Origin of the sequence: Capnocytophaga sp. oral taxon 412 str. F0487 (genome assembly GCF_000271925.1) — a bacterium.
Lineage (GTDB): Bacteria > Bacteroidota > Bacteroidia > Flavobacteriales > Flavobacteriaceae > Capnocytophaga > Capnocytophaga ochracea.
Genome location: NZ_AJZR01000031.1, coordinates 21,093 through 46,287, shown reverse-complemented (window position 1 = coordinate 46,287; position 25,195 = coordinate 21,093). Strand labels below are relative to the sequence as shown.

Below are 25,195 nucleotides of genomic sequence, written 5' to 3'. Positions count from 1 at the left end.
CCCCCGAACCCCCGAAGGGGGGCAAGCTGGAAAAGGTGACAAACCTCTCCTTTTACACATACCCAGCTATCGCTGGCTACCTTCAAAGGAGGAGTTAACGCAATGCTAAAAGGGCGAATGTAGCGAGGCACTTATTCGGTAAGCCCCCGAACCCCCGAAGGGGGACAAGCTGGAAAAGGTGACAAACCTCTCTCTTTACACATACCCAGCTATTGCTGGCTACCTTCAAAGGGGGAGTTGATGCAATGCTAAGAGGGCGAATGTAGCGAGGCTCTTATTCGGTAAGCCCCCGAACCCCCGAAGGGGGGCAAGCTGGAAAAGGTGACAAACCTCTCCTTTTACACATACCCAGCTATCGCTGGCTACCTTCAAAGGAGGAGTTGGTGTAATGTTAAGAGAGCGAATGTAGCGAGGCTGAGGTGTGTTTGCTTTGAAAAATAATAGTAGTGTTTTGTTTTCTGAAAAATAAATAGTACTTTTGCCCTTTATTGAAAAACATATTTAATATATGAAAAATATAGCTGAGAAAGATAAAAAAAACACCTCCGAAGAGAACTTGGAGATTGTAAAAAAGGTGCTTACCAAATATTTGGAAGACAACGGACACCGTAAGACCCCTGAACGCTATGCGATTGTGAAGGAGATTTACGAATACAACGACCATTTTGACATAGAGACTCTCTATGAAAATATGAAAAAGAAAAAGTATCGGGTGAGTAGAGCGACCCTCTACAACACGATTGAGCTCTTGCTGGAATGTGGTTTGGTGCGCAAACATCAGTTTGGACAAAACCAAGCGTATTACGAGAAATCGTATTTTGACCGTCAGCACGACCACGTAATCCTTACCGATACGGGTGAGATTGTGGAGTTTTGCGACCCTCGTATTCAAGCAATACAGAAAACCATAGAAGAAGTTTTTAACATTAATATTAGCAATCACTCTCTTTATTTTTACGGTACACGCAAAGCAGATGCCCCAAAAGAAGAGAGAGCAACTAAATAAAAGAAACAAAAATGGCAGTAGATTTATTATTAGGTCTTCAGTGGGGAGACGAAGGAAAAGGGAAAATAGTAGATGTCCTTACGCAGAACTACGACATTATCGCACGCTTTCAAGGAGGTCCTAACGCAGGGCATACTCTTGAATTTAACGGTATTAAACACGTGTTACACACTATTCCGTCGGGAATCTTCCACAAAGGTGCTGTAAATATTATCGGTAATGGGGTGGTGATAGACCCTATCATTTTCAAAAAAGAAATAGAGGCACTCGCTCCTTACGAGGTAAATTTAAAACAGAATTTGCTCATCTCTCGCAAAGCACACCTTATCTTGCCTACTCACCGCCTCTTAGATGCTGCTTCCGAAGCTTCCAAAGGTAAAGCTAAAATAGGTTCTACTCTTAAAGGCATAGGACCTACTTATATGGATAAGACAGGTCGTAACGGCTTGCGCGTGGGCGATATAGAGCTCAGTGACTTTAACGAGCGTTACCGTAACCTGACCGATAAACACGAAGAGATGCTCGCTAACTACAAGGTGGATATTCAGTATAACCTACAAGAGTTGGAAGCCGAGTTTTTTGAAGCGATAAAAGTGCTGAAAGAGTTTCAGCTTATCGACAGTGAAGAATACCTATACCAAGCCCTCAAAAAGGGTAAAAAAATACTTGCCGAAGGAGCACAAGGTTCTATGTTGGACATTGATTTTGGTACCTATCCGTTTGTAACCTCGTCGAACACAACGGCTGCTGGAGCTTGTACGGGCTTGGGTGTAGCCCCTCGCAGTATTGGTGAGGTAATAGGTATCTTTAAGGCTTATACCACCCGTGTGGGCAGTGGGCCTTTCCCTACCGAATTGTTCGACGAAGTGGGCGAAACAATGACCCAAGTAGGTCGCGAATTTGGCGCCACTACCGGTAGGCGTCGCCGTTGTGGTTGGCTTGATTTGGTAGCCCTTAAATACGCTGTACAGGTAAACGGAGTTACCGAACTTACAATGATGAAAGCCGATGTGCTCAGCGGTTTTGAGACTTTAAAAGTATGTACGTCATATCTTTATAAAGGAAAAGAAATCAAGCACTTGCCTTACAATATAGAGGAACAGAACGTAACGCCCATATATACGGAACTCAAAGGCTGGCAACAAGACCTTACCAAACTCACCAATTACCAGCAACTACCCAAAGAACTTCTGGATTATATCAGTTTCTTAGAGAAAGAACTCGAAGTGCCCATCAAAGTAGTATCGGTGGGACCTGATAGAACTCAAACGATTATTCGGTAGAACATTAGTGAATTTAGGGAGTTATAAAATGAATGAACTATGAACATCATAGTACACAACCTTTACATACCGAAGAGCAATTATTAGTAGAAGAATGGTGCAAGGAAAAACAGATTTCTTTTGACAGAAGAAAAACTTATTTCACAAGAGGGTAATTAGCTTCCACAGAAAGAGGTATTGAGCAAGCTAATAACGGATTGTTGAGACCTTATACTGAAGTTAAGAAAAGAGCACGTGAAATATCCCTAAAAAATTAAAAATACTTAATATAATGAATTATCAGAATGTAACAGACTTGCCTAATAACAATACCATATTTTTGGTATGGGCATTTAAAAAAGATATAGACAAGACATTGCTTAATAATACTTTTGCAAAAGTATGTGGTTTGGTAGGAAACCTCAACAACTCGGTAGCCGACCGCTTTCCCGAAGGTCGTGCCAGTGTAACCATAGGCATTAGCCATAGGGCGTGGCTTACTTTAGGGTTACCCAAACCGCTCCCCAAAGAACTCAAAGATTTTGAGCCCATCAGAGGTAGTAAACACACTGCTGTAGCCACTGAAGGCGACTTACACTTTCATATCCGCGCACACAACCCCAGCTTGGCTTACGATATGGCAGCTGCCATTAGCGAGGTTATGCAACCCATCGCCAATGGTATTGTAAACGTACAAGGTTTTAGATATTGGGACGGACGCGCTATCATTGGTTTTGTAGACGGTACCGAAAACCCGCGTGGCGCAGAACGCGAACAGTTTGCCGTAGTGGGTGATGAAGACCCCGATTACCAAGGAGGAAGCTACCTATTCGTACAAAAATACGTACACGATATGAACGCTTGGCGTGTGCTCCCCGTTAGCGAACAAGAAAAAGTAATAGGGCGTAGCAAAGAAATGGACATAGAAATGGACGAGGATACCAAGCCTACCAATGCGCACTCGGCACTTGCCAATGTAGGCGATGATTTGAAAGTAGTGAGAGACAATATGCCTTTCCACGACCCCGTAAGTCACCAAATGGGCACTTACTTCATCTGCTATGCCAATACGTTTAGCACGGTAGAAAAGATGCTTACCAATATGTTTATAGGCAATCCCGCTGGCAATTACGACCGCCTATTAGATTTCAGCACTGCCGAAACAGGAACACTTTTCTTTGTACCATCTTTGGATATGTTAGACGAGTTTGCAGGATAAAATATGAAACTCCTTTTAACCACCTTACTATTAGTTTATTTTATGACCACTACAGCGCAAGAAGTAGTGCCTGAAACACCTTTGGATACGATTGTGCTCAATGAGATAATTGTAAAAGCACAGCGCAAAACACAGTATACCGATAAGGCGAGTTTTACCTTTGAAAAGAAAGCTGTGGAACAAGCACGCTATGCCAAAGACCTCTTGCGCAGTTTGCCTAACCTGCACCTCAATCCTGTAACCAACCAGATTGCCACCCTTAAAAGGGGTACACTCTTGGTATTAGTAAACGGTGTAGAAGCAACTGACTTGCAAATACGCGGTATTGCTCCTCAAAATGTGGCACGAATTGACTATTACGATATTCCACCCGCTCGCTGGAGCAATAGGGCTGATACAGTGGTGGACATCATCACTCGTTCGGCTGAAGAGGGGTATTCGATAGGGGTGGATGGGCTTTCGGCACTTACTACGGGTTTTGTAGATGCTTCGGCTTATGGTAACTACACCAAAGGCAAACATACGTTGGGAGTCGAATACAAATTGGAGTTTCGCAATTACAACGATAGATACTATGAAAAACACTCCGATTACGAACTATCGGGTGTACGTTATGCAAACGACCAACAGTCAAAATCAGGGTTTAGCTATAATGCGCACAACGCTTCGGTGCGTTATAGCGCAGTAGTACCACAAAACTACAATTTTCAAGTTAAAGCAGGAATGGAGCTTTTGAATCGCTCTGCACATAGCAATGGCATAAACCTATTTACACAAGGTACAACGGTTAGCCATCACACATTATCAGGTAAAAGTCACGACCATTGGTTACGCCCCAAGATAGACCTATACTTCTCTAAAAAATTAGGCAAACGTGATGAATTGAGCGTGAACGCCGTGGGGAGCTATTACAACACTACCAAAGAGAACCTCTCAAAGGAATGGGAGACCGCAACCCAGCAGAATGTGTACGACGATGATATGGATTTGAAAGTAAAACAACGCGGTTGGGTAGGTGAAGTAGCACATACTCATCAGTTTACTATAGGCAAACTCAATTCGGGCTACCGCATTAGCAGTACTTTTATCGACAACGACTTACGTAACTTAGCAGGTACTTCGGCTTACGATGTTACCTATACCAATCAGTATTTGTACACCGAGTTTGTAGGTAAAAAGGCTAATTTTATGTACAGAGCCAGTGCTGGGCTTACCCACACCCACAACCGTAGTGCCGAAAACACTTTTACCGAATGGGTGTTTACCCCAAAAGTAGTGTTGGGTTATGAACTCGCTAATAACCAGAGTTTGCGCCTCACAAGTTACTATGTACCCCGCAGTCCGCGTAGTGCAGAACTCAGTAGCAATATAGCACAACAAGCGCCGAACATCTTGGAGACAGGAAATCCTTACTTAAAATCACAACATATATTTTGGGCTGGACTCTCTTATACTTTCAACAATGAGTACACCGATTTTAACCTTCAACCCTTCTACAAAAACACCCAACGAGTAATTACTGATATTTATATCAAAGACCCCGTACGCAATGGACTACTCAGCACTTATGAAAACAGTAAATATCACGAGGAGTTTGGTTTTTCATTAGATGGTACTTTCAAACCATTAAGGAATGATTTATTTGTATTTTCAGCTAATATAGCCCCTACACGTGAGACTTTGGTTACTGATGCTGGACTACGCGCTCGCAATGATTATATCGACAACAACCTATCACTTACTTTTACTTATAAAGATTTGAGGGTAGATTACAGTTTCAACTTTCCTATTTATTACATAGACGGCAACACTATGAGCACTTATGAAAATAACAATGATATTTTTATAGAATACCAGTTAGGTAGTTGGACACTTAAAGGTGGTATGTTTTGGTTAGGAATGCCTTCGGAATACAAGATGAAGAGCAGTTACGAAGGTTTGGTAAACCAGCATAGCTATACCTACATAGAAAACAACCGCAATATGTTTGTATTAGGGGTTAGCTACGATTTCTCCAAAGGAAAGAACAATTCGGTAGACAAGAAGCTCAACAACGATACCGCTCCTGCAGCGCAATTTTAAGGTAAGAGGTAATTAAATGAATACACCTTCAGCAAATTATATTATATACAACGCTTCGGCAGGGTCTGGAAAGACCTACAGTCTGGTGAAAGCTTATCTGAGAATTATTCTCGGCAGTAAGCAACCCGATTTGTTTAGGCAGTTACTCGCTATTACCTTTACCAATAAGGCGGTTTTTGAAATGAAGAATCGCATCATAGAGTTATTGGGGGTATTCAGTGAGGACAAAATGCTCACTAAACCTCACGCTATGTTTACTGAATTAGCAAAGGAATTGAATCTCCCCGACGAAGAATTGAGAACGCGTTCGGCTAAGGCTTTGGAGCATATACTGCACAACTACGCAGCTTTTAATATCAGTACTATCGATGGGTTCAATCACCAACTGATACGCCACTTTTCACAGGATTTGCATCTCAATCCTTTCTTTGAAGTACAGTTGGACAGCAAGGCTTTACTAGAGCGAGCGGTTGATAATTTGATGAATCAGGCAGGAAACGACCCCGAGCTTACCCAATTGCTCATCGATTTCGCCAACGAAAAGATAGATGACGACAAGAGTTGGGATACTACTAAAGAATTATTAGGCGTAGCCGAAATGCTCACCAATGAGAACCATTACGAGCAATTACAATCACTGAAAGACAAGGAAATACCTGATTTTCTAATCCTTAAAAATACCTTACTCAAACAACGCAACAATGCCCTGAAAAGCATTAAAACTTCTGCTCAAGACTTTATGCAACTGATGTGTGAGCACGGTTTGGATAAAGGCGCTTTTAATGGAGGACATTTATACAAATTCTTCGATAACCTCACTGCCGACAACTCTAAGGAGCCTTCGTGGGGCAGTGGTTGGCAAAACAATCTATTAGAAGGCGAACCTCTTTATTCTGGTTCAGCGGCTAAGAAGTACGACACTGTTCTGATAGATAGTTTGCAAGAGATGATTGCCAACTTGTTTTTGGCAATCAAAAAGGCTTTTGGTGCTCTTGCCTTTGCGAACAACGCACTGAGATATGTTGTGCCTTTGGCTTTACTCAACCGCATACAAAAAGAAATAGAGAACATTAAAGAAGAAGAAAACATCTTGCCTATATGGGAGTTCAACGGAGTGATTTCCTCAGAGCTCAGCAATCAGCCTGCACCTTTTATCTACGAGCGTATCGGTGAGAAATTCCGCCACTATTTTATCGATGAGTTTCAAGACACCTCAGTACTGCAATGGCAAAACTTTATACCGCTTATCCTCAATGCAGTGCAAAGTGAGGTGAACAATAAGTGCGGGTCGGTATTACTTGTAGGCGATGCCAAACAATCAATTTATCGTTGGCGAGGAGGAAAAGCGGAACAGTTTATGAGTCTGTATAACAATGAAGTAAACCCTTTCCGCATCAAAGGAGAAGTCAAAGACCTCAATGAAAACTTCCGCAGTTTAGAAGCCATTATCGATTTTAACAACCATTTTTTTAAGTTTGCTGGAGACCTTTTCCAAAGTGAGACCTACAAAGAACTTTACAAAAACTCTACACAGGAATATCCCGAAAACAAAAAAGACCAATCCTTACCCAAAGGCTATTTCAATCTCTCGTTCATCACTACAGAAGAAGAGGATATGTTTACAGAAGAGAATAACAACAGCAATGCCGTTATACTCTCACCGCGCGAACACAGCTATTGTGAAGCTATTTTAGAGAAAATAGAACACGCTAACCGAGCAGGGGCTGCCGATAAGGATATTACGATATTAGTGCGCACTAACCGCGAAGGAGCTGCCGTTGCCTCTTTCCTTTCAGAACACCAAAGAAATGTGATTTCTCCCGATTCGCTATTGCTGAAAAACGTGGTATCGGTACAGTTTCTCATCACCCTATTACGTTTGCTCTACCACGCTGATAGTAAGGAAATCAAACTGCAATTACTCTTTGATTATCTGCGATTTAAAGGAGATAAAGACCCTCACCTATTCCTCAGCAAATATGTAGAAGAACCCATAAACACTTTCCTTGCCGATTTTCAGTTTTCTATAGAGTTGTTCAACCAATATTCTTTATACGAAGGAGTAGCTTTGGCGGTGAATTGTTTTGGGCTTGCCCACACCTCCGATGCTTATCTCACTCACTTTATGGATATTGTATTCGATTTTAAGAATGCGCGCAAAGGAGGCTTAGCCGATTTTCTGGAGTTTTGGGACGACCAGCAAGAAAAACTGAGTATCAGTTCACCCGAAGGTTTGAATGCTATTACCGTGATGACGGTTCACAAGAGCAAAGGGCTTTCTGCCCCCGTGATTATCTACGCTTTTGCCGATAGCAAACTCATCGATACACATACTGAAAAACTTTGGTTTCCCGTAGATCACGAGCAGTTTAACGGTTTTGACTATCTACTGGTGAACAGTAATAAAAGTTTAGTGAACTACGACCCGCAAGCCGAAGAACTGATGACACAATTGCACGAACAAAACCTCCTCGACCAGCTAAATGTATTATATGTAGCGATGACGCGTCCCGAATCTTTCCTCTATATAATCACCTCACTATCCAAAAGTAGTACCGGAACGTATGGCACGTTCTTTAAAGAGTTTTTAGAAGAAAACAAGCAGTGGAATGAGAATGTAATGGAATATACCTTTGGGAACCCTATATTTCCTGAGAAGAAAGAGAAAGCAGCAGCTGAAGAATCACCTATTCCTTTTCAAAAAGGTTGGCAACAGCCAAACTACAAGATTGCGACGGGAGCCTCCCTATTATGGGACACTCACCAACAAGAAGCCTTGGAGCGCGGTAACCTCATTCACGAGTTATTCTCAAAAATCACTTATGCCACCGACCTCGATACTGTGCTCAACGATGCGTTACAAGAGGGCACTCTCACTGCCGAACAATATGAGTTATTGCAACCTCAAATGGCGCGATTGCTCAAAGACAACACTTTAGCACCCTTCTTTAGTGAGGACTACGAATACTTTATGGAACGCGAGTTTATAGATGCTAATGGCAACTATTTCCGTCCCGACCGACTTGCCTACAACCCTACCACTCGCGAAGTCTATATCATAGATTACAAAACCGGACAACCCAACGACCAATACCGCACCCAACTACAGCATTACCAACAAAACCTAACAGCCATAGGCTGGCAAGTAAAAGGAAAATATTTAGTGTATTTGGACTTAGGAGAAGTGATAAAGATTCTCTAATCCTCTCTAAAATACGCCTTAGGATTGTTCAAAAAGGTTTTAGTAATGATTATTTGTTTTTTAGTTTCACGGTGCAAAGGTAAGGCATTACTCTGCCAAATAGTGTCAGTGATGAAAAAATTATATCCTTTCTTTGTTATTCCAAGCAAAAACATTATCTTTGCCTTTGTTTATCACTGATGTATGAAACATATTGCTATTATTTTTATATTGCTTTGCTTTGGGGCGTGTAAGCACTCTAATCCTTATAAGGACACTACTATCAAATTGGTAGAAGTAAAGTCTTTTCCATTGGAGAAGATAAGCGTGCGAGCAATGGTGCTCTTAGAGAAAAACGTGGCTTTTGCAGGCTCCGATGCTACCTTTGGTTTTATCAACACACAAAACCAAACCATTGCGACTTCTAACTTGAAGAATCGTGGGGTGATTTCGGATTTCCGTGCGGTAGCAACAACGAGTCAGAACTTTTTTATGCTCTCTATCGGCAACCCTGCATTGCTTTACAAAGCAGAACAAAGTGGTATGGAGGAAGTGTATCGCGAGGAACACCCCGATGTATTCTACGATGTATTGCGCTTTACGGACGACCAATTTGGCATCGCTATTGGCGACCCTATCGACAATCGTCTATCGGTAGTAACAACGCTCAACGGCGGACAACAATGGACGAAACTCACGTGGTCACAATCACCAAAACTCGAAGAGGGTGAAAGTGTATTCGCCGCTAGCAACTCGGCTTTGGCACACTATGGCAACAAACTATGGGTAGTAACAGGCGGCAGTAAGAGCAGGGTGTTGTTCTCGGACAACAAGGGCTATAAATGGCAAGACCTCGCTACCCTACCTCTCGCCCAAGGGCAAGCTACTCAAGGGGCTTTCACCATAGCTTTCTACAACGACCAGCAGGGCATTGTTCTCGGTGGCGATTATGAACAACCTACAGAGCGCAAAGGCTCTGGCGCACTCACTTTCGATGGAGGTAAAACTTGGCAGCCTATCGCGACCGACAAGGCTATTGGCTATGCGAGTTGTGTGCAATACATCCCTAATAGTGAAGGGAATGCTTTGGTGGCAACTTCGCCTAATGGTCTTTTCTTCTCTAACGACCAAGGCAAGAGTTGGCAACAACTTTCGGATAAATCCTATCACGCGCTACTCTTTGTAGATGAGCAAACTATGGTTGCTTCGGGCAATGAGAAAATCACCCTTTTTAGAGTTGTAAAGAAATGATGATAAGTGAGGTAACGGCTTTGCGCAAAGCAGGTGACTTGGACGAGGCGTTGCGCATCGCTCTTGAGGAATTTAAGGAAAACAATAGCAGTATCAACAAATATTCGTTGGGCTGGGTGTATTACGATTTTTGCAAGAGGGCAGTAGCCGAAAACGACTTAGACACTTTTCTGCAATATGTGCAAGCACTCAAAGACCTGCGTTTTAGCATTGAAGAAGTGCTCATTACCGACCAACTGCTTTGGCAATACGTGAAGTTCTTCGCACAGTTGCGCAAAACAGGAAAAATAGCGCTTATTGATGTGCTGTACGAGAATTTGAAAGGTATGTATTTCACGATGCCTTCAAAAGCGTTTTCTGCCTTAGCAGAGCAGTTGCACAAAGCGTATAAAGATCGCGATGAATATTTAGAAGTAATTACTGATGTAATGCCGTTTCTGCGCGCTGAGGATTTCGCACCTAAGTCATACCAAGGTATTCTTATTATGCCTTTGGCAGAACAAATCTATATCGCTTATAGCAAACATATATTAGAAAGTGGCGATAAAGAGATTATCGCCACCTTTATACCTATCTTGCATCAGTGGATTCAAGCACACCCTGAATACAATTCGCTTATTTATTACTATGTGAAAATGTGTAATTTTGCCAATATAGCAATGTAATAATTATCAATTGTTCATTGCCGAACATTGGTTGTAGAGTTCACGCCACGATGCTCCGCGTTTCTTCATTACATTTTCAAGGTATTCCTTCCACACCATTTTATCTTTATCTTCATCTTTTACTACAGCTCCTTGCAATCCTGATGCTAAATCTTCATCAGTAACAGTACCGTTGCCAAAACTGCCTGCTAATGCCATACTATTGGTGATAAGCGAAATAGCTTCTGCAGTAGAAATAACTCCGCTAGGAGATTTGAGTTTCTGTTTTTCGTCTAAAGTAGCTCCTTTGCGCAATTCGCGGAAAATAGTTACAATCTTCTCTATAGCTTCATTGCTTGGCAAGGCAGCTTTCAGTTTGTAGTTGTTAGAAATCTCGGCTACGCGCTTGGTTACGATAGACACTTCAGTTTCTAAAGTAGCAGGAGCTGGTAGCACGATGATGTTGAAACGTCTTTTAAGTGCTGAGGACATCTCGTTTACACCACGATCGCGAGTATTAGCTGTGGCAATAATAGAGAAACCACGCTGAGCAGGTAATTCTTCACTGAGTTCTGGAATAGCAATATTCTTCTCCGATAGAATAGAAATCAGTGCGTCTTGCACTTCGGAGGCACAACGTGAAATCTCCTCAAAACGAGCGACAGTTCCTGTTTCCATCGCGCGATAAATAGGTGATTTAAGTAAGGCTTCGTGCGATGGCCCGTTAGCTAAGAGCATTGCGTAGTTCCACGAATAGCGAATGTGTTCTTCGCTGGTGCCCGCAGTACCTTGAATCACTTTGCCAGAATCACCACAAATGGCTGCAGTAAGGTTCTCGGAAAGCCACGATTTGGCGGTTCCTGGCTCGCCTATAAGCAATAGTGAGCGGTCGGTAAGGAGTGTAGCTATAGCTATCTCCACCAAGCGGTTATGACCGATATATTTAGGAGTAATCTCTACCCCGCTGGCAGTACCTCCAGTTACAAATTTCAGCACAGCTTTAGGCGACAATTGCCAGCCTATGGGCTTTTCTTGTTTTTTATCCTCTTCTTTTAAAGCCTCTAATTCTTTTGCATATAGTTGTTCCGCAGGAAGACGTAATACGTTTGACATAAGTTATATAATCCTCCCTCGCCCCCTCCCAAGGAAGAGAGAATGCAATATAAATAGTTAGAAAAATATATTATCCTACCCCCTCCCCTTGGGGGAGGGAAAGGGGTGGGGATTCTAATTAGCAAACGCGTGTTTGTAACCTTTTTGTTTATTCCAAGCTCCGCGAGTAAAATCAGGTATTTCTACAGGAGCACTACCGTTTTCTAATGATAGTTTAGAAAGAGGTGCTAAGCAACACCATTCAGCAAGGTCATACACGTCCATATCCAAAGGCAAACCATTGCGCAAACAGTAGATGAGGCGATAGTCCATAATGAAATCCATACCTCCGTGACCTCCCACTTCTTTTGCTTTAGTTTCCAATTCTCTAAGAATACGTGGTTTGTATTTTTCCATCATTGCTTTTTTAGCCTCTTCGGGCATAAAGCTGTGTGCCGAAAGATTTTCGTGGTTAGGCACTTCGTCTTTTGCTATACTTTCTGGCTGAATAAGATAACCTTCTATTGGATATTTATTCGCGAATCCATTTGTTCCTGTAAGCTGATACATACGTGAATATGGACGTGGTGTTACCACATCGTGTTGTATTTGTATGGTTTTCCCTTTTTCTGTCTTAATCATTGTAACAGTAAGGTCACCGTTTTGGAAGTTAGGATCTTCTTTGCCCATTACGCGTTTGTACACTTCTTTACCTCTAAAAGCGTGCGTATCAAATGAAACCAAATAGTTCATCTTGTCTCCTCGGTGAATATTAAGCGCTTGGCATACAGGACCTATACCGTGCGTAGGGTATATATCTCCACGATTCTTAGCATTGTAGTCTAAACGCCAGTTGTTCCAATACTCAGTCCAAAAGTCGTCTAAGTTATGAATATAAGAGCCTTCGCCGTGAATCACTTCACCCAAGAGTCCTTGTTGTGCCATATTAAGAGTAGTAATTTCAAAGTAGTCATACACGCAGTTCTCAAGCATCATACAGTGTAAGCGTTTCTTCTCACTCATATTAATCAATGCCCAAATCTGTTCCATATCAAGAGCTGCGGGCACTTCTATCGCCACGTGTTTACCGTGTTCCATAGCATAAAGCGCCATTGGTACGTGGTGTTTCCAGTCAGTTACTATGTACACGAGGTCTACATCTTTGCGCTCACATAGCGCTTTCCAAGCATTTTCATCACCTGTGTACTGGGCTACACGCTTATGTCCTGCTTTTTCAATTACTTGTTGCGCTTTTTCTACCATTTCAGGACGTATATCGCAGATAGCTGTAACTTTCGCTCCGGGCACGTGCATATAACGTTCTACCGCACTATGTCCGCGCATTCCAAGACCAATGATTCCCACACGCACGGTATCCATTTTAGGAGTAGTAAGGTTTAGTACATCTGTTTGCCCAGCTGGACGAGGGGGGGTAGTTACTTTAATTTGATAAGAACTTCTACTCTTATTCTCATTAGAAGTAGCTTGATTGCAGTTACAAGCCACAAAGCCAAGACATACAGCAATGCCTATGGCTACTTGATAGATTTTTTTAATCATAGCTGTGAATATTTTTAAAGGTTGATTATTAATGTGACAAAAGTAGCAAAAAAAATTAATAGTAACAAAAGAAAAGTAAAAAAGATTTATTTATCCGCTCCTGTACAATTACTTTTCAGTACCTTTTTTACAAAAAAACGTTCACTCTTAACCATTCACTTTCAACTATTTATATACCCTTTCTATACCAATCGTCCAAGATTCGTATAAGCTTCCTATAAGCTTTCTATAAGCTAAACCTACCCTCCTTCCTACCAAAATTTAGCTGTGTAGTTCACATCTAATTTGTTAATTTGCTAATTAAAATAAGTTTCGTATCTTTGCGTTTTAAATGATAACAACCAAACAAATGGTATGGAAGAGTACATACTTACACTTGTAAATCAAACAAATAGAAATATTTTTCTCACAGGGAAAGCAGGAACAGGTAAAACTACTCTGCTACACAAAATCATCAATACTTGTTATAAAAATACGGTGGTAGTTGCCCCTACGGGTATTGCAGCTCTCAATGCTGGTGGCGTAACCATTCATTCGATGTTCCAACTCCCTTTTGCTTCTTTCTTACCAACACTCAGCAATCCCCCTATTGTGAATGAATTCTTGCGCTTCGAAAACCGATTTTCTTTGCGAAAACACTTCCAAATGCACAAAAATAAACAGCAGGTTATCCGCAATATGGAATTGCTAATTGTAGATGAAGTGAGTATGCTCCGTGCCGATGTGCTCGATGCTATGGACTATATGTTGCAGTTTATCCGAAAAGACAAACGACCCTTCGGAGGCGTACAAGTGCTCTTCATCGGCGATTTGTTACAGTTGCCCCCCGTAGTAAAACAAGAGGAATGGGAAGTGCTCAAACATTATTATAAAGGAATGTATTTTTTCCAGTCCGAAGTCATAACTCAAAATCCTTTGCTATATGTAGAACTCGAAACCATTTACCGACAAACCGATAAGCTGTTTATCTCCATTTTAAATCACTTACGTGAAAACCAACTTACCTCTGAGGATATCAAACAGTTAGAAAGGTATGTACAGCCAGATTTCCCTAAAAAACACCTAAAAGATTATATCACCCTTACCACTCACAACGCCAAAGCCGATGCAATGAACCAACGCGAAATGAGTAAACTCTCCTCTACCCTATTCTCTTACGAGGCTGATATTGTTGATGATTTTCCCGAATACCTCTACCCTATCGAAAAAGTCATTCAGCTAAAAGAAGGCACAAGAGTAATGTTCATCAAAAATGACATTTCAGGAGAACACCTGTTTTTCAACGGAAAGATGGGTACAGTAGTCTCTCTTTCCGAAGGTGAAATTACCGTGAAATTAGACGGTGGAAGGGTCATAAACGTCGAACGCTACGAATGGGAAAACGTGCGATATAAACTGAATGAAACAACCAAAGATATAGAAGAAGAGCGCCTGGGCTCGTTTACCCAATACCCATTGCGCTTGGCGTGGGCAATTACCATACACAAAAGTCAAGGGCTCACTTTCGAGAAAGCCATCTTAGATTTGGCAAGCGTATTTGCCTCAGGTCAAGCCTATGTAGCATTTTCGCGCCTGCGTTCGTTAGACGGCTTGGTATTACTATCCTCAGTAAGTGCTAATGGTATCAACAACAATGGCGAAGTAATAAGTTATGCCGAAAACAAAGCCTCCGAAAAAGAAGTACAAACCGCTTGTTATACAGGAAAAACCGAATTTTTGCAGGAGAATATTCTAAACACTTTCCAATGGAATACTCTTTTAGAAGAATGGGTGCTACACCGCAATAGTTATTCAGGTGAAATTGGCAATAAAAACCTATATAAAGATTGGGCATCACAGCAGTTAGTAAGAGTGCAAGAACTCGTTACCGTCTCCGAGAAATTCATCAAGCAACTCAAAACACTTTTCAATAATGCAACCGATGTTCAGCATATTTTCGAACGCGTAGCCAAAGGTATCACTTATTTTACACCGCTCTTAGAACAATTGTGGTATGAAGTGCTATTAGTTGAAGGAAAGATAGCTAATCAGAAAAAAGTCAAGCAATTTTTCACCGAACTAAAAGAGTTAGACAATAGCCTTTCCGAGACGCTAAAGAAGCTCTTCCGCTTAGAACAAATGATACAATTAGCACAATCCGACCAACCTTTTGATAAAGAAAAGATACATTCAGCTAAATTAGAAACTTTGTATACTGAACTCACCGGAAAAATTAATAATATTTTAAAGAACGAAAAACTCTTTATAGGCGAATATACTCTCTCCAAAGACGATAAGCCCAAGAAGGAAAAACACTCTACTTATGATATTACACTTCAGCTTTGGAAAGAAGGTAAAACAGTAGCCGAAATAGCCAAAGAGCGTACACTATCACAGGCTACTATCTATTCTCACATAGCCAAATGCATAGAACAAGATAAAATTGCTATTACTGAGGTACTTCCTGAGGAAACCATCAATGAACTGAATACAATTTTTAAAGAAAACGAAGAACTTACTACCCTGAAAAGTCTTTATGAAAAGACAGAAGAAAGATACAGTTGGGACGAACTGCGTTTATTCAGAGCCTACTTACTAAAAGAAGCTAAAAAAGCATAATAAAAAAGGGACTTCCTCAGAAGTCCCTTTTTTCATTTTTCAAGTTATTAAAATCTATAAGTAACACCTGCTTTAAAACCTCCTGTTGCAAAAGAGTTGTGTTCTACAAACAACTCAGCATTCACACCGAAGTTTTCTGTAAAGAAGTAACGCCCCCCTGTTTGAAGACGCACTGCAAATCCTGAATCATAATAAGGATCCCAATTGTCATATTTATAATCATTATTCCAATTGTAATATCCCAAACTTAAACCACCGTACAAATCTACGTTTGAAGGAAGTCTTTTTATAAGTTTATTAAAGTGGTAATTACTCGTAGCTAAAATACCTATATTATTGTATTTTACGCTATTGTAGTTTCTACCACGGTAAAACAACTCTCCCCCTACGGTTATTTGGTCATTAATTCCAACATCCACTGAACCATATACCATAACCCCTGGAGTTGAAACACCTAAACCTCCGTTAATTTGTACATCACCAGCCCCAAACGACTGTGCTGAAGCTACTCCTGCACTGAGGAGTAATCCAAAAAGTAAAACGATTTTTCTCATAAATAATTACTATTAACTTGTTTTAATAATGCAAAGGTAATATTTTTATTCATAATAACAAAAAAAGACTACCCTAATTTTTAAGGTAGTCTTTTTAACACAGAAATATGTTTCTTATTTATTTTTGATTCAAAGGAGAACCTTCACGAGCGATATAAGTCAATTTCAAGGCATTAACATCTTGTAATTTCTCACGAATATCACTCACTAATCCCATATTGGTATCAGCATCTACTTTCAAAGCGGTCATAAATACATCTTTTAGTGCATCGCGTAAACCTTCTCTATAATTCAATATATAGTGGCTTACCTCTGAAACATCAATGAATTTATCGTTCACTTGGATTTTAGCGTTTACACCAAACTTAGCCTGATACTTAGGAAGTGGTTTCCCTGCATAAATGTACACAACTGGGTCTTTCTTGTCCAATTTTTGTACCTGGTCTGCCACTGGCAACTTATTTTGTACCATCAAATCACTATCTTTAGATTCTGTTACTGTCATAAAGAAGAACAAAAGCATAAAGATGATATCTGGCAAAGAAGCCGTAGAAACAGCGGGCGTTTCGCCACTTTTCTTTTTTGTAAATTTTGACATATCCTTCTAATTTTAGTGTTTCTTAGGTGCTGTTTCAAGCAATTTTCTTGGGAATAGCTCCTGTAATTTCACGATTTTAGGTTCTAACGCATCTTTCCTGTCTTTAGGAGTACGAGCTGCGTTAAATTCTTCCTCTATCTGAACGTAAGGTACTTCGTTAGGGAACAAACGTCTGCGTTCACGCTCACGTAACTCATTATATGCCTTAATCAATTCATTTTGTACAGCTATATAAGTGTGATATGAAGTTTCACGGTCGTTGCGCAAAGAAATAACTGCTTTATCTGGGTTGTCTGATGATAGAGGGTCTCTTTTACCTTTACAGTAAGTACAAGAACCATCTCCATTGTTATCCAAGAAATTAAGCGCTGTTTCTTTTACGTCTTTAAGTTCCTTAACTTCGTTGTTTATTAACAACTGGTTGTACTTGTTCACTACCACTACCAATACGTTTTTCTCTTTTACTGGTGGAGGTGGTGGCGTATTTTCTTGTGGTTTAGGAGGTAACTTTACAGTAATCCCTGAGTTGCTCTCAATAGTTGTTGTTACCAAAAAGAATATCAACAACAAGAAAGCAATATCAGCCATTGAACCTGCATTTACCTCGGGTGCGGAACGTTTTGCCATAATTTCTTATTTCATTAGTGCTTTTTTCACATTGGAAGCTATAAGAGCTACTACGGCTACCGCTACCAATATGTACAAAGCGATTAAACCTGTGCTTACCCATCTTCTTACAGATTCGCTGGCTTTCTTCACTTCGTCACTGGCATTAGCTTCTACAGCTCCTGATGAGAAGATATAAGCTAAAAGAAGAACTACCACAAATCCTCCTGTATAGATAAGCGTTTTCTTAAGTGCTTTTGGTGAAGCTAAAATGTTTTGTGCCGCTGATATGATTACTGCTAACAAAGCTATTCCTAAAAGAACATATGTGAGCACAAACAAAGCTTGCATAGTACCGTTATTGGGATCCTCTGCGTTTGTAAAGAAAGACAAAACAATCCATAGAACTACCCCAATTACGCCCAAAGCAAGAGCTCCATATTTTGCTATTTTATACATACTTAAAGTTGTTTAATGGGTGAATAAATTATTTCATTTTTCTTGCTACTAAAAGGTCTATCAATGAGATAGAAGCATCTTCCATATCATTTACGATAGCGTCGATTTTAGCAATGATGTAGTTGTAGAATACTTGTAGTATCATCGCTACAATCAAACCAAACACTGTAGTAAGCAAGGCAACCTTGATATCACCAGCAATCAATGATGCGTCCAAACCACCAGCTGAACTAATCTTATCGAACGCTTCAATCATACCAATTACCGTACCCATAAACCCTAACATCGGTGCAATAGCAATAAAGAGCGAAATCCAAGATACGTTCTTTTCTAATTGACCCATCTGTACACCTCCGTAAGATACTACTGATTTTTCAACCATATCAATACCTTCTGATGAACGGTCAAGACCTTGATAGAAAATAGATGCAACAGGGCCTTTTGTATTACGGCACACTTCTTTAGCTGCCTCAATACCTTTGCTATCCAATGCCTCTTCAATATCGGCAATTAGCTTTTTAGAATTGGTAGTCGCCATATTGAGGTAAATAATTCTCTCAATAGCTACTGCCAAACCAATAATCAAGCAGAGCAAGATAGGAGCCATATACATAGGACCCCCTTCAATAAAACGCTCTTTAAATACTTGGTGGAAGCCTTTGCTTTGTTGCATCGTTTCAGTTGCTTCCTGAGCGCTAACCATAGCCACGTTTAAAATTAACATTGCTACTAGAAGTAGCTTAGATGACATTTTTTTCATTTGTTTAATCTTTTTAAATTGTTAGTTGATAATTTAATGTTTAATAATTATTCTGTTTTTTTTAGAAAGAAGCAGAGAGGAAGGGATTCGAACCCTCGATACGCTTGTGGCGTATATACACTTTCCAGGCGTACTCCTTCGACCACTCGGACACCTCTCTCTATGCTGTTTCTGAATGCCAAAGTAACAAATTATTTTTCTATCCCACAAGTTTTTTCTTAATTTTTTGCTAAATTTCTCCAGCTATATTTTCTTCAAACTTGATTTTGAATAGTTTATGAGAAATATTTTTTTTAAGCAAAAGCATCAATTTTGTGATTGCCGACTCGGTTGTGAGGTCTTTTCCGTCTATCACTCCCATCTTTTTGAGGGCTTCACTCGCTTCATATTTGCCCATCATCACACTACCTCCAGAACACTGGGTAACATTCACTATGTGTATTTCTTTATCAATAGCACTCTGCAAACTCTCTACAAACCAAGCATCAGTAGGAGCATTACCTGAACCGTAGGTTTCTAACACTACCCCTTTCAGATTTGAGATATTGAAAATACCATTCAGTATAGATGCAGTAATGCCTGGGAACATCTTGATAATCGCTACATTAGTTTCAAAATCTTTCCACACTTTTAAGTGTTGCTTTTGCTTGCGGGGTAAAAGGTTCTCTTTCATTACCTTTAAATGTACACCACTTTCTACTAACAGCGGGTAGTTCAGCGAGGCAAAAGCTTGAAAGTGCTCGGCGTTTATTTTGGTAGTGCGGTTACCTCGGTAGAGCTTGTACTCGAAATAGAGTCCTACTTCTTGTATCACCGGCTCGCCATTTTCTTTTAGGGCTGCCAGCTGTATAGAGGTAATGAGGTTCTCTTTGGCATCGGTGCGCAAATCGCCTATCGGCAGTTGCGAACCGGTAAATATTACAGGTTTAGTAAGTCCTTGTAGCATAAAACTTAAAGCCGAAGCCGAGTAGCTCATCGTATCACTGCCGTGCAACACTACAAAACCATCGTAGTGATTATACTCTCTTTCAATCACCTCAGCAATTTCAATCCAATGCTGGGGGTTCATATCCGAGGAGTCTATCACTTTCTCAAACGAGTGCACCGAGATTTCACAATCTAAGTGCGAGAGCTCAGGAATACGCTTGTAAAGATTATCAAACTCGAAAGCACGCAAGGCTCCTGTTTGGTAGTCCTTTATCATCCCGATAGTACCCCCCGTATAGATGAGGAGCACTTTTGAATTATTGGTTTCCATCGAATTTGTTCTTTACAGGATTAGCGTACATCTCTAAAAACTTCTTTTGTGAAAGGTCTTCAGAATTGCTTCGGTTGTTCATTCGGCGTTCAAAACGTCGAAAATCTTTTTCGTTGTAGTATTCCTTATATATAGAGGTGTCGTTCAGCAAATCATAAGCAATATAATTCGCAGGAAACAACTTGTACTGTTGATGAATAGCTCTGTCTAAACATTCAGCTAAGGCTTGCAATTGCTTGTTAAGATGCTGATGTGTGGCTTCTATAGTGTCTATCTGGTCGTACAGCGGTTGTCCTACCGAAATATGCACACGTCCTTTTTGTCCCAACAAGCCTTGAATGATGTTCTCAAAATCCTCTTTTTTAGATTTCACGTATTCTACCCCGTTATGTTGGGCAATAAGTGCGGGCAACTTCAACACATCAGTGGGGTCAAACTCATAGGAAATCGACATCGGTACTAAATTAAGTGTCTTCAGGTACTGCAAAGGTGATATATCTTCGGGAGCATTAAGGGTGAGCATCTTCAAAACCCCTTGCTGGGTACGGTCGTCGCCGTTCTTAGTGCGCCCTTCTCGTTGCGCAATCCACACATTGCGATGCTCTTCTGTAATGCAGTGGTAAATATATTCTGATACCAATTTAGAATGCTCCAAAGCCTCTCGTGGGGGCAGACTCCTATATATAATAATATTTCTGTTGAGCATCGCCAATATCTTCAAATACTTTTTCCTGAGCAAATTGTCACCCATCGCCGAAGCCGTCATCGAGAGGTGATTATCGTATAGGGCAACGTTTAATAAGGAAGTATCTAAAACAATATCGCGGTGATTGGAAACAAATACATAAGCTTTGCGCGGGTCTAAACCGTCAAACCCATCACAGGTAAATTCCGAAATACTTTTCTCAATCGCCTTAGTAACCACTTGATACATTATATCCTCCTGAAAATCGGACACCTTTTGGCAAGCAAGCAGTCGTCGCTCTCGCTCCTCGGGAGTTTCATCAGGAAATGCATAAGCCATCATCGCTCGAATCAAAGGATTATCTTTAATTTGCGACAAGGCACGTGCTACTTCGTTGTCGTTAAACGGACGTATGGACTTGAAATAATCGGTCATTTCAGATACTCTATATTCTCTTGTTTTGGATAACGAAAGGCAAAGTAACGAAATATATTTGATAATACCTAATTAAATCTTAAATATATTTGTAGCATTTTCGTCAGTAAGGCGTATAATCTCGCTTTCAGGCAAAGCATATATATCCGATAATTTCTCTACAACTTTCACTATATAAGCACTTTCGTTGCGTTTCCCGCGGTAAGGTACTGGTGCCAAATAAGGTGAATCGGTTTCTAAAACGATATGCTGTAAATCTATATTTTTTAAAAACTGGTCTATCTTTCCGTTCTTAAAAGTTACCACTCCGCCAATACCTAAATGTAAGCCGTAGGCAATAGCGCGCTGAGCTTGCGCTTCTGTACCCGTAAAGCAGTGAAAAATGCCAAAAAGGTCGTCGCTTTTTTCAGTTTCTAAAACCTCAAACACTTCGTCGAAAGCCTTTCGACAGTGAATAACAATAGGCAACTGATGTTTTTTAGCCAACTGTATTTGCCTCTGGAAAGCCTCTTGTTGCTCTTTGAGAAAAGTTTTATCCCAATAAAGGTCGATGCCTATTTCGCCAATAGCACAAAAGAAATGCGATTGCATCAAATTCTCAACGTGCGCAAGTTCCTCCTGATAGTTTTCTTTCACGCTACAAGGGTGCAGACCGTTCATTAGGAAAACGTAGTCAGGATAATCGTTTTTCAGCTGAAACATTCGCTGGGTATAGCTCGCATCAATAGCTGGGATAAAACAACGGGTTACGCCAGCTGCTTTGGCTCGTGCGATCATCTCGGTACGGTCAGCGTCAAATTCTTCTGAATATAAGTGTGTATGTGTATCTATCATCGATTGTCAGCCGTTAGTGTTTAGTAGTTATTTACAATTATATAGGTTAAATACATCACAAGTGCAACTCCTAATAGCCAATATTTCTATAACCTTTCTTTGCCTTATCCTCGGTATAGATTCGTCTTTCCTTCGTCTTTTGTTCGTCTTTCCTTCGTCTTTTGTTCGTCCTTTAGCCACTGTAGAGCCACTGTAGAGCCACTGTAGAGCCACTGTAGAGCCACTGTAAAGCCACTCTTCGTTCACCTTCCCTTCGTCTTTTGTTCATCATTCGTTATTCCTGTACTCCCTTTTACCTTTTACCTTTTATCTTTTACCTTTTACCTAAATAAAACGCTACTGCCGATGTTACAAACCTCTCAAAAGCCTCGGTTACTTGGGGAGCATTCTTGGTAGTGAGAGCAAACGGACTCATATGGGTATACGGATAAGGAAAATCTTCTATTTGTACCTCTATATTGATATTTCTGTAACCTCCTTTAAGGGTATTGAGTGCCTCAATAGGAGGTGTTACCTCGTCCTTCTCCAATACTAAAGCTTTGATTTGCTTCTCCAACTGCAAAAAGCGCTGTTCACGTTCTTTCTGGTAATAGTTGTAGCGCAGCATCGTTTTGAACCAACCTTCACCAAAATGAAGGTTACTGTCTTGATAATGTCTTAGGCGGTCGTCGTTCTTGAAATTAGTGCTAAGCAGTTCGGCAAAGGTTTTCTGCATTGTTATCGCTGCACGTCCGTCCATTATGTATTTAGAGATGGGAAACATACGGTCGATAGTCATACCTCCGCAGAAGCAAAAGAGCTTGGAATTAGTAAAATAGTCTTTGGGATTTGCCATCATCAATATTACAGAAAGGAAAGAGCCTATGGAATACCCAAATAGGTCTACCGTAGCCGTAGGTGCAATGGTAGGGAGCAAGCCCGCTTTCAGGTCGGTGATGAGCTGTACTATGTCGTTATACGTTTGCAAACCCGACCAAAAGAGACGTTGAGGAAAGGCATCTAAACGCGTAGAAGTCGCCGCATTCACATAAGAGGTTTCCGAATTATCCGGAAACTCATTCATACGCTTTTGTGCAATAATATACATTTCTTGGCGAGAGCTCCATCGCTCAGGGGCACGACTCATATGGAAGGCTATTGGGAAGAGCATTACTGCCTTACCTGTTTGTGTTGCCAATCCATAAGCCCACGGTAAGTATTTATCCCATTTTTTTTCGTTGAGTCCGTGGAATACAATAATCACCCCTTCAGCTTTTGGAGTTTCCAAAGGTTGTATTATATGATACTGGAAATGAATATTACAATCCACATCATAGTCAGCCCAATGGAGGTCGTCTTGCGCATCATTAAGCTGAGAAGGAAACGATAAGTTATGCTCTTGGCAAAACAAATGCGGACTTCCTGGCAAGTAATACTTAGCCCCTTCGGAGAAGAAGCTATTATGCAAAATACGAATACCCAGCTCGGGTAATTCGGTATCGCACTGGGTATCGAAAACTGTTTTTAGTTTTTTGTATAATTCGTAATATTCCATATTTTTATAAATTAGAAAATTAGCAAATTAGCAAATTTCCACATTTACTAATTTGCTAATTATAGGATTACCAATTAGGGTTTTGTTTCCAATTGCCTTGTTCGTAGTCTATATCATCTACTGGTATAGGCCATACTATTTTGTAATAGTAATTACTTCCTACTTGAATATTGAGTTCACTATAATCAGAGGCAGGAGTATTCCTAATAGCCGTTACATCCTGAGGGGTACCTCTTTTTACAGGCAATCCCCAGCGATTAAGGTCATACAGGCGGAAATCTTCAAAAGCTAACTCTCTATTGCGCTCGTTTTGTATGTCGGCAAAAAGGTTACTTCCTGAGGTAGTAATAGCAGTGAGCCCTCTTGCAGCACGTAATAGGTTTAAGTACTTTTTAGCATTGGTTTCATCATTGTTTTTATAGGCAGCTTCGGCTGCTATAAGGTAAGTTTCAGCTATGCGGAAAAGCTTAGCCTTATGCCCATAATAAAAATTATAACTATCAATAGGTTCTAATTCTCTATTTCGAGGGTACTTGTTTACAGCATAAAGAGAGCTAAACCCTACGGTTACTTCTTTCAAGAAAACATCTTTTCGCCAGTCGTCAGTAGTAAATAAATCTATAAAATCCTGAGTAGGCAATACATTAGGATTAGCGTCTATCTGTCCTGGGAAAAAGAAACTTTCACTTTCACCTAAATAGAGCTCATTGGTATTATCAGAAGTTTCATAAACTCCTGCATTGACAGCTGCGTATAACTGGATAATACTTTCGGCATTATCATCTTCTGTCCATATTTTCTTGAAAGCATCGGCAGAGGTAGCCAGTGGATAGCGATTAGTATTGATAAGTGCTACTGCTACTTGGTAGGCTTGTGCCCAGTCATTTTTATAGAGCAAGACTCTTGCTTTGAGAGCTCTGGCAGCATCGAGGGTGAAAGTATCAGCTCCTGCTGCTCCTGTTTGGTTTGCTAATAAGGTTTCGGCTTTCTGAATATCACTGAGTATAAAATCATAGGTTTCGGCTAAACTACTGCGCGGAGGAAAGTTCTTGAGCGTAGGAGCTGTAAGCAGAGGTAAACCTAAATCGGTAGTTGCTGTACTACTGTTATAAGGTTTGCAAAAGTGCGTAACCAAATAGGTAAAGCAATAGGCTCGCCCTAAGTAAAGAGCTCCTGTAAGTTCTTGTATTTCTGATTGCTCAGGTATATTAGGAAAGCCCTTAATACCTGTGTTTATATCTTGAATGATAAGAAAGCGTTCTTTCCATATAGAGGCAGTAGCGTGCTCTGAAGAAGCAAACGTAGACCAACGATGCATATCGGGCAACTTTTCCATTGCTCCCGCAGCTGCGTTGAGATAATCGGCTTGGAGGTCTGAGGCATACATCTGTTGCCCCTGATTGTAATCACGCAAAGCGTTATACATCCCGTTTACCCACATTTCAGCATCGCGCTTATTTTTAAAACTGGTATTTTCGCTGGCGTAATTATAAGGGTCTAAGTCCAAACGAGCACAACCCGTAGGCAATGACACCAAAAAAGAACATAAAAGTGCTATATATATTATTTTTTTCATT

General features: G+C 40.6%; 20 protein-coding genes, 1 tRNA gene and 1 pseudogene. 8 read left to right on the top strand and 14 right to left on the bottom strand.

The annotated features are described in order from the left end of the window. Positions 1–508 precede the first annotated feature (508 nt). From HMPREF1321_RS05285 to HMPREF1321_RS05265, 5 genes are all read left to right on the top strand, one after another. Positions 509–1,006 carry a Fur family transcriptional regulator gene (locus HMPREF1321_RS05285; RefSeq protein ID WP_002673241.1) on the top strand — a complete coding sequence of 166 codons (498 nt, stop codon included), beginning with the start codon at positions 509–511 and terminating at the stop codon, positions 1,004–1,006. A gap of 11 nt (positions 1,007–1,017) precedes the next feature. Continuing rightward, positions 1,018–2,289, top strand: a complete 1,272-nt coding sequence (locus tag HMPREF1321_RS05280) for an adenylosuccinate synthase (RefSeq protein ID WP_009421695.1) — start codon at positions 1,018–1,020, stop codon at positions 2,287–2,289. Positions 2,290–2,560: 271 nt separating this feature from the next. Further along, positions 2,561–3,487 (top strand): Dyp-type peroxidase, encoded by a 927-nt coding sequence (locus tag HMPREF1321_RS05275; protein ID WP_009421687.1) that lies wholly within the window; start codon positions 2,561–2,563, stop codon positions 3,485–3,487. 3 nt (positions 3,488–3,490) lie between these two features. Beyond that, positions 3,491–5,569, top strand: a complete 2,079-nt coding sequence (locus HMPREF1321_RS05270; protein WP_009421681.1) for an outer membrane beta-barrel protein — start codon at positions 3,491–3,493, stop codon at positions 5,567–5,569. A gap of 16 nt (positions 5,570–5,585) precedes the next feature. Continuing rightward, positions 5,586–8,771 (top strand): UvrD-helicase domain-containing protein, encoded by a 3,186-nt coding sequence (locus HMPREF1321_RS05265; protein ID WP_009421679.1) that lies wholly within the window; start codon positions 5,586–5,588, stop codon positions 8,769–8,771. Here HMPREF1321_RS05265 and HMPREF1321_RS12440 read toward each other — a convergent pair. Further along, complete coding sequence (locus HMPREF1321_RS12440; RefSeq protein ID WP_009421689.1) at positions 8,768–8,926, bottom strand: hypothetical protein; 159 nt, start codon at positions 8,924–8,926, stop codon at positions 8,768–8,770. The genes HMPREF1321_RS05265 and HMPREF1321_RS12440 overlap by 4 nt on opposite strands. Positions 8,927–8,954: 28 nt before the next feature. On the opposite strand from HMPREF1321_RS12440, the gene HMPREF1321_RS05260 reads away from it, so the two are divergent. Both HMPREF1321_RS05260 and HMPREF1321_RS05255 read left to right on the top strand, forming a co-directional pair. Next, the gene (locus HMPREF1321_RS05260) at positions 8,955–10,001 is read left to right on the top strand and encodes a WD40/YVTN/BNR-like repeat-containing protein (RefSeq protein ID WP_009421675.1); all 1,047 of its coding nucleotides are present in this window, start codon (positions 8,955–8,957) and stop codon (positions 9,999–10,001) included. Beyond that, positions 9,998–10,666 (top strand): hypothetical protein, encoded by a 669-nt coding sequence (locus HMPREF1321_RS05255; protein WP_009421692.1) that lies wholly within the window; start codon positions 9,998–10,000, stop codon positions 10,664–10,666. The genes HMPREF1321_RS05260 and HMPREF1321_RS05255 overlap by 4 nt, the downstream gene beginning before the upstream one ends. Positions 10,667–10,672: 6 nt before the next feature. Here HMPREF1321_RS05255 and HMPREF1321_RS05250 read toward each other — a convergent pair whose 3' ends face one another. Both HMPREF1321_RS05250 and HMPREF1321_RS05245 read right to left on the bottom strand, forming a co-directional pair. Further along, a complete protein-coding gene (locus HMPREF1321_RS05250) occupies positions 10,673–11,758 on the bottom strand; it encodes an ATP-binding protein (protein WP_009421703.1) in 1,086 nt (361 codons plus the stop codon). 114 nt (positions 11,759–11,872) lie between these two features. Further along, complete coding sequence (locus tag HMPREF1321_RS05245; protein WP_009421678.1) at positions 11,873–13,297, bottom strand: Gfo/Idh/MocA family protein; 1,425 nt, start codon at positions 13,295–13,297, stop codon at positions 11,873–11,875. 351 nt (positions 13,298–13,648) lie between these two features. Here HMPREF1321_RS05245 and HMPREF1321_RS05240 point away from each other — a divergent pair. After that, a pseudogene (locus HMPREF1321_RS05240) lies at positions 13,649–15,895 on the top strand (helix-turn-helix domain-containing protein); the annotation flags it as partial. A gap of 47 nt (positions 15,896–15,942) precedes the next feature. Here HMPREF1321_RS05240 and HMPREF1321_RS05235 read toward each other — a convergent pair. The 11 genes from HMPREF1321_RS05235 to HMPREF1321_RS05185 all read right to left on the bottom strand — a co-directional run bounded on the left by HMPREF1321_RS05235 (position 15,943) and on the right by HMPREF1321_RS05185 (position 25,194). Further along, positions 15,943–16,449: an outer membrane beta-barrel protein gene (locus tag HMPREF1321_RS05235; RefSeq protein WP_009421701.1), complete on the bottom strand. Its 507-nt coding sequence runs from the start codon at positions 16,447–16,449 to the stop codon at positions 15,943–15,945. A gap of 118 nt (positions 16,450–16,567) precedes the next feature. Then, positions 16,568–17,047 (bottom strand): ExbD/TolR family protein, encoded by a 480-nt coding sequence (locus tag HMPREF1321_RS05230; RefSeq protein ID WP_002673265.1) that lies wholly within the window; start codon positions 17,045–17,047, stop codon positions 16,568–16,570. Between the two features lie 12 nt (positions 17,048–17,059). Beyond that, on the bottom strand, positions 17,060–17,674 hold the full coding sequence (locus HMPREF1321_RS05225) for an ExbD/TolR family protein (protein ID WP_002673266.1): 615 nt from the start codon (positions 17,672–17,674) through the stop codon (positions 17,060–17,062). Between the two features lie 6 nt (positions 17,675–17,680). Beyond that, positions 17,681–18,112 carry a hypothetical protein gene (locus HMPREF1321_RS05220; protein ID WP_009410901.1) on the bottom strand — a complete coding sequence of 144 codons (432 nt, stop codon included), beginning with the start codon at positions 18,110–18,112 and terminating at the stop codon, positions 17,681–17,683. 28 nt (positions 18,113–18,140) lie between these two features. Continuing rightward, on the bottom strand, positions 18,141–18,872 hold the full coding sequence (locus HMPREF1321_RS05215) for a MotA/TolQ/ExbB proton channel family protein (protein WP_009418843.1): 732 nt from the start codon (positions 18,870–18,872) through the stop codon (positions 18,141–18,143). A gap of 72 nt (positions 18,873–18,944) precedes the next feature. After that, positions 18,945–19,032, bottom strand: a tRNA-Ser gene (locus HMPREF1321_RS05210). Positions 19,033–19,101: 69 nt separating this feature from the next. Then, a complete protein-coding gene (locus HMPREF1321_RS05205) occupies positions 19,102–20,130 on the bottom strand; it encodes an asparaginase (RefSeq protein ID WP_009421704.1) in 1,029 nt (342 codons plus the stop codon). After that, a complete protein-coding gene (locus tag HMPREF1321_RS05200; RefSeq protein ID WP_002673277.1) occupies positions 20,117–21,250 on the bottom strand; it encodes a 1-acyl-sn-glycerol-3-phosphate acyltransferase in 1,134 nt (377 codons plus the stop codon). Before HMPREF1321_RS05200 ends, HMPREF1321_RS05205 begins: the two co-directional genes overlap by 14 nt. Positions 21,251–21,322: 72 nt before the next feature. Beyond that, positions 21,323–22,084: a TatD family hydrolase gene (locus tag HMPREF1321_RS05195; protein WP_009421691.1), complete on the bottom strand. Its 762-nt coding sequence runs from the start codon at positions 22,082–22,084 to the stop codon at positions 21,323–21,325. Positions 22,085–22,397: 313 nt separating this feature from the next. Beyond that, a complete protein-coding gene (locus HMPREF1321_RS05190) occupies positions 22,398–23,618 on the bottom strand; it encodes a DUF6051 family protein (protein WP_009421685.1) in 1,221 nt (406 codons plus the stop codon). A 67-nt stretch (positions 23,619–23,685) separates the two neighbouring features. Beyond that, positions 23,686–25,194, bottom strand: coding sequence for a RagB/SusD family nutrient uptake outer membrane protein (locus HMPREF1321_RS05185; protein WP_009421697.1), 1,509 nt, complete (start codon positions 25,192–25,194; stop codon positions 23,686–23,688). Position 25,195 lies beyond the last annotated feature (1 nt).

What these genes read in the sequence shown, in the direction of transcription:
- HMPREF1321_RS05220 (WP_009410901.1), bottom strand. Translation starts at nt 18,112, where the DNA reads ATGTATAAAATAGCAAAATATGGAGCTCTTGCTTTGGGCGTAATTGGG.
- HMPREF1321_RS05225 (WP_002673266.1), bottom strand. Translation starts at nt 17,674, where the DNA reads ATGGCAAAACGTTCCGCACCCGAGGTAAATGCAGGTTCAATGGCTGAT.
- HMPREF1321_RS12440 (WP_009421689.1), bottom strand. Translation starts at nt 8,926, where the DNA reads ATGTTTTTGCTTGGAATAACAAAGAAAGGATATAATTTTTTCATCACT.
- HMPREF1321_RS05200 (WP_002673277.1), bottom strand. Translation starts at nt 21,250, where the DNA reads ATGACCGATTATTTCAAGTCCATACGTCCGTTTAACGACAACGAAGTA.
- HMPREF1321_RS05250 (WP_009421703.1), bottom strand. Translation starts at nt 11,758, where the DNA reads ATGTCAAACGTATTACGTCTTCCTGCGGAACAACTATATGCAAAAGAA.
- HMPREF1321_RS05185 (WP_009421697.1), bottom strand. Translation starts at nt 25,194, where the DNA reads ATGAAAAAAATAATATATATAGCACTTTTATGTTCTTTTTTGGTGTCA.
- HMPREF1321_RS05260 (WP_009421675.1), top strand. Translation starts at nt 8,955, where the DNA reads ATGAAACATATTGCTATTATTTTTATATTGCTTTGCTTTGGGGCGTGT.
- HMPREF1321_RS05275 (WP_009421687.1), top strand. Translation starts at nt 2,561, where the DNA reads ATGAATTATCAGAATGTAACAGACTTGCCTAATAACAATACCATATTT.
- HMPREF1321_RS05215 (WP_009418843.1), bottom strand. Translation starts at nt 18,872, where the DNA reads ATGAAAAAAATGTCATCTAAGCTACTTCTAGTAGCAATGTTAATTTTA.
- HMPREF1321_RS05265 (WP_009421679.1), top strand. Translation starts at nt 5,586, where the DNA reads ATGAATACACCTTCAGCAAATTATATTATATACAACGCTTCGGCAGGG.
- HMPREF1321_RS05255 (WP_009421692.1), top strand. Translation starts at nt 9,998, where the DNA reads ATGATGATAAGTGAGGTAACGGCTTTGCGCAAAGCAGGTGACTTGGAC.
- HMPREF1321_RS05190 (WP_009421685.1), bottom strand. Translation starts at nt 23,618, where the DNA reads ATGGAATATTACGAATTATACAAAAAACTAAAAACAGTTTTCGATACC.
- HMPREF1321_RS05195 (WP_009421691.1), bottom strand. Translation starts at nt 22,084, where the DNA reads ATGATAGATACACATACACACTTATATTCAGAAGAATTTGACGCTGAC.
- HMPREF1321_RS05280 (WP_009421695.1), top strand. Translation starts at nt 1,018, where the DNA reads ATGGCAGTAGATTTATTATTAGGTCTTCAGTGGGGAGACGAAGGAAAA.
- HMPREF1321_RS05205 (WP_009421704.1), bottom strand. Translation starts at nt 20,130, where the DNA reads ATGGAAACCAATAATTCAAAAGTGCTCCTCATCTATACGGGGGGTACT.
- HMPREF1321_RS05230 (WP_002673265.1), bottom strand. Translation starts at nt 17,047, where the DNA reads ATGTCAAAATTTACAAAAAAGAAAAGTGGCGAAACGCCCGCTGTTTCT.
- HMPREF1321_RS05270 (WP_009421681.1), top strand. Translation starts at nt 3,491, where the DNA reads ATGAAACTCCTTTTAACCACCTTACTATTAGTTTATTTTATGACCACT.
- HMPREF1321_RS05285 (WP_002673241.1), top strand. Translation starts at nt 509, where the DNA reads ATGAAAAATATAGCTGAGAAAGATAAAAAAAACACCTCCGAAGAGAAC.
- HMPREF1321_RS05245 (WP_009421678.1), bottom strand. Translation starts at nt 13,297, where the DNA reads ATGATTAAAAAAATCTATCAAGTAGCCATAGGCATTGCTGTATGTCTT.
- HMPREF1321_RS05235 (WP_009421701.1), bottom strand. Translation starts at nt 16,449, where the DNA reads ATGAGAAAAATCGTTTTACTTTTTGGATTACTCCTCAGTGCAGGAGTA.